Annotated in this window: 4 protein-coding genes; all 4 read right to left on the bottom strand. The window is 72.9% G+C overall.

Features of this window, described 5'->3' with window-relative positions:
• Nucleotides 1-51: 51 nt before the first annotated feature.
• Complete coding sequence (gene lsrF, locus ABZU46_RS31200) at nt 52-939, bottom strand: 3-hydroxy-5-phosphonooxypentane-2,4-dione thiolase (RefSeq protein ID WP_354863282.1); 888 nt, start codon at nt 937-939, stop codon at nt 52-54.
• Nucleotides 932-1,948, bottom strand: a complete 1,017-nt coding sequence (locus ABZU46_RS31195) for an ABC transporter permease (protein WP_354863281.1) — start codon at nt 1,946-1,948, stop codon at nt 932-934. The genes lsrF and ABZU46_RS31195 overlap by 8 nt, the downstream gene beginning before the upstream one ends.
• On the bottom strand, nt 1,945-2,904 hold the full coding sequence (locus ABZU46_RS31190) for an ABC transporter permease (protein ID WP_354863280.1): 960 nt from the start codon (nt 2,902-2,904) through the stop codon (nt 1,945-1,947). The genes ABZU46_RS31195 and ABZU46_RS31190 overlap by 4 nt, the downstream gene beginning before the upstream one ends.
• The coding region (locus tag ABZU46_RS31185; RefSeq protein ID WP_354863279.1) for a sugar ABC transporter ATP-binding protein at nt 2,901-4,301 on the bottom strand (1,401 nt) is incomplete at its 5' end. The genes ABZU46_RS31185 and ABZU46_RS31190, both read right to left, overlap by 4 nt.

Genomic DNA, 4,301 nt, shown 5'->3' with positions numbered 1-4,301 from the left:
ACCTGTCCCAACACGCGCCGCCCCCCCCCCCCCCCCACCCCTGGGGGTGGGTCAGGATGCTGCGGAACCGGCCGACCGCTCGCGGAAGAGCTCGTGGGCCTCCTCGGGCTTCGCGTCGTCGTGCACCACGGCGCGGACGGCGGCGAGCATCGCCGCCGGGTGCTCGCTCTGGAAGATGTTGCGGCCCATGTCGACGCCCGCGGCGCCTTCCTGCATCGACCGGTACGCCATGGTCAGCGCGTCGAGCTCGGGAAGCTTCTTACCGCCGGCGACGATGATCGGCACCGGGCAGCTGGCGGTCACCGTCTCGAAGCCCTCGTTGACGTAGTACGTCTTGACGATGTGCGCACCCATCTCCGCGCTGATCCGGGTGGCGAGCCGGAAGTAGCGGGCGTCGCGGACCATCTCCTTGCCGACCGCGGTCACGCCAAGGACGGCGATGCCGTGCCGCTGCCCGGCGTCGACCAGCTTGGCCAGGTTCGCCACCGACCGCGACTCGTGCTCGCCGCCGATGAACACCTGGATCGCCAGGGCCGCCGCGTTGAGCCGGACCGCGTCCTCGATGTCGAGCGCGAGGTGCTCGTCGGAGAGGTCCCGCAGCACGCTCGGGCCGCCGCTGGCGCGCAGCACCACGCCGGCGGTGCTGTGCGACGGGATGCTGGTGCGCAGCGCGCCCCGGGTCATCATGATCGCGTCGGCCTGCGGCACGAGCGGGGCGATGTTGGTGTCGATCCGCTCCAGGCCGGCCATCGGGCCGAGGAAGTAGCCGTGGTCGAAGGCCAGCATCACGGTACGGCCGTTGTCGGGGCGGAAGATCCGGGCGAGCCGGTTCTGCAGTCCCCAGTCCTGTGCGTGAGCGCCCTTGACATGGAAGCCGGTGGCCGGGCGCTCGCTCCCGCCGAAGTCCCGGGCATCGAGCAGACCGTCGGTGTCAGCCATGGGTGTTGTCTCCTGTAGTCGTTGCGGCGGTGGCGACGGTCGCGGGACGCGCCCGTCGCCGGGGTCGGGAGGTGGTGGCGTCGCGGCGCGTACCGCCACCGGCCAGGAAGAGGACGAAGAGCACCAGGCCGCCCTTGAGCAGGTTCTGCGCGGCGGTGCTCCAGCCGACCAGGTTCACCAGGCCGTCGAGCAGGATGAAGAAGAGCGCGCTGCCCCAGATGCCCACCGGTACGGCGCGACCGCCCGAGATGAGCGTCCCGCCGATCACGACCACGGCGACCGAGTCGAGCAGGTACCGGGTGCCCAGGTCGGGCGAGGGTGCGATGTACGCCGCCAGCAGGGCGCCGGCCAGTCCGGCGAGGGCGCCGCTGGCCAGGTACGTGGCGCCGATGATCCGGGCGACCGGGATGCCGGCCCGTTCCGCGGCCGGCCGGCTCTGGCCGACGGCGAGCAGCGACCGTCCGTACGTCGTACGGCTGAGCAGGGCGACGATAAGCGCGGTGAGTACGGCCACGGCGACCGCGAGCACCGGTACGCCCGCGGGGCGCAGGTTGAGCAGCCGGCGCAGCCCGTCGTCGGGCATGGCGGTGAAGCCGTCGGCCAGCGACAGGGTCAGCGACGAGGCGATCAGCCCGGCCGCCAGGGTGGCGATGATCGGGGGAATGGACAGGCCGAGGATGGCCAGCACGCTGATCGCGGCGACGGCCAGGCCGGTCCCGACTCCCGCCAGGATGCCGACCGCCACCGATCCGGTCGACGCGGTCGCCGCGACCGCGACGAACCCGGCGAGCGAGATGATCGGCGCCACCGAGACGTCGATGTTGCCCGGGCCGGCGGTGATCACGAGCATCTGGCCCAGGCCCACGATGACCAGGTAGGGGGCCAGGGACAGGGCGAGCGACACCGTCTGCCCGCCGCCCTGGTTGGAGATGGCCAGGATGAGGACCCAGACCAGCGTGGCGGCGACGAAGCCCCAGATCCAGGGGCGGGCGAGCGTACGGAGGGTCATCGGAGTACCTTTCCGACCACGACGCGGCCGGCGAGCACGGCCAGCACGATCGCGCCCTGGACGGCCGACTGCATGTTGGACGGCACGTCGAGGAGGCTGAGGACGACGCTGACCAGGCCGAGCGTCACTCCGCCGATGGCGACGCCCCACGGCACGGCGGTGCCGCCCCGGAAGGAGCCACCGCCGAGGATCACCGCGGCGATCGTGATCAGGGTGTAGCTGGAGGCGGACGAGACGTCGCCGCCGCCGGTCTGTGAGGCCAGCAGGAGACCGGCGAGCACGCCGAGCGCGCCGGCCATCCCGTACGCAACGACCCGCGCGGCCAACGGGCTCAGGCCGGCCCGGCGCAGCGCGACCGGGTTGCTGCCGAAGGCGCGGACCCGGACCCCGACGGAGCCGCGGGTGGCGATCAGCCAGACCAGCGCGGACACCACGAGGATCGGCAGCAGCGGCGCCGGGAATCCGGCCGGTGCCCACGATCCGAACGTGGCCAGCCACTCCGGCGTGCTGCCACCGGGGGTGGGCAGGACGAACAGGCCCAGCCCCAGCCAGACGAACGAGGTGCCGAGGGTGGCGATCAGCGAGGGCACCTGGCGCAGGTGGATCAGCGCGCCCAGCAGGGCGTACGCCGCGACGAGGCCGACCAGGAGCAGGACGCCGATGCCCGGCGAGGACACCAGTTTGGTGGCGGTGAGGACGGTGACCAGGCCGACGAAGTTGCCGATGCCGAGGTCGATGTCGCCGACCGACATGAGGATCATCTGGGCCTGGGCCGCGATGACCAGCGGAACGGTGGCCGAGAGGATCAGGGTGAGGCCGGTGACGGTCAGCACGTCCGACTGCAGCGACGCGCAGACGACGACCATCGCGAACATGGCGATCGTGCTGACCATGGCCGGTGCGAGGCGGCGCAGTCGGGCTCGTGGCGGCACGGCCGCCACGACGAGGTTGGTCATCGCGGTGCTCCCGTCGACTCGGCGAAGGAGACGGCGATGATCCGTTCCTCCGAGATCTCCTCGCCGGTCAGTTCGGCGACGACCCGGCCGGCGCGCAGCACGTAGACCCGGTCGCAGTGCGCCATCTCGGCGTTCTCGCTCGAGTACCAGACGACGCTGCGGCCGTTGGCAGCCTCCGCGCGGATGAGCGCGTAGAGGTCGGTCTTGGTGTGCACGTCCACCCCGCGGAACGGGTCGTCGAGCAGGACCAGGTCGGCCGTCGAGGCGAACGCCCGGGCCACGATCACCTTCTGCTGGTTGCCGCCGCTGAGCTCGGTCATGCCCGCGTCGGCGCCGCCGCGGATGGCCAGCCGGTCGACCCAGCTCCGCACCGTCGCGCCTTCCTCGGCCCGGCGGCGGAGGCCGTACCGGGCCAGTCCGCGCTGCGCGGTGACGATCAGGTTCTCCGCCACGGACCACAGCGGGAACACGCCGGAGCGCTGCCGGTCGCCCGGCACGTACGCGCGGGTGCCGTGCACCGTGGTGTCCTTGCGGACCGGGCGCCACAGCCGTTCGAGCACCTCCTGCTGGCCCTGGCCGGCCAGTCCGGCGAGGCCCACGACCTCGCCCGCGCCGATGCGGACCGAGACGTCGTGCAGGCCCTGGCCGCTGGCGCCGCGCAGCTCGGCCATGACCGGCCGGTCACCGGCCGGTACGGCTGCCGGCACCGGGTCGGGGTTGGCCGGGGCGGCCACCTCGGCCCCCATCAGGACGAGGACGTCGGCTTCGCTGAGCCCGGCCGCCGGCTTGTCCGCCACGACCGCCCCGTCGCGCATCACTGCGACCCGGTCAGCCACCGACAGCACCTCGCGGATGCGGTGCGAGATGAGCAGCACGGCCGAGCCCTGCGCGGTGAGGGTACGGACGTGGTCGTACAGGGAGCGGGCGGCGTCCGGGCCGAGGGACTCGGTCGGCTCGTCGAGGATCAGCAGGTCGAGGCGGTCGACCAGGCTCGCCCGGGCGATCTCCACCATCTGTCGTCGGGCCAGGGTGAGGTCCTCCACCCGGTCCCGTGGCGCCACCCCGTGACCCGGGAACATCTCGTCGAGCCGGCGCTGGACCGCCACGCTGGCCGCCCGCCGCCACCGCAGTCGGGGCAGGCAGGATCGGGAGGATATCCAGATGTTCTCCGCGACGGTGAGGTCGGGGCAGAGCGACGTCTCCTGGTAGGCCATCCGTACGGCGCGGAACTCCGCAGCCCCCGGCCCGACGTCGCGCGGCACCTCCTGCCCGCGGACGGTGACCACGCCCTCGTCGCACGCCTCCAGCCCGGCGAGGACGCGCATCAGCGTGCTCTTGCCGGCGCCGTTGTGGCCGACGAGGCCGAGCACCTCCCCGGCGCGGACCTCGAGGTCCAC

Origin of the sequence: Micromonospora sp. NPDC005197 (genome assembly GCF_040608295.1) — a bacterium.
Classification (GTDB): domain Bacteria; phylum Actinomycetota; class Actinomycetes; order Mycobacteriales; family Micromonosporaceae; genus Micromonospora.
The sequence above is the reverse complement of the archived record's forward strand: the minus strand, read 5'-3'. Positions and strand labels throughout refer to the sequence as shown.

Bases quoted from the DNA above. Each gene is read 5' to 3' on its own strand.
- lsrF (WP_354863282.1), bottom strand. From the start codon at position 939: ATGGCTGACACCGACGGTCTGCTCGATGCCCGGGACTTCGGCGGGAGC.
- ABZU46_RS31195 (WP_354863281.1), bottom strand. From the start codon at position 1,948: ATGACCCTCCGTACGCTCGCCCGCCCCTGGATCTGGGGCTTCGTCGCC.
- ABZU46_RS31190 (WP_354863280.1), bottom strand. From the start codon at position 2,904: ATGACCAACCTCGTCGTGGCGGCCGTGCCGCCACGAGCCCGACTGCGC.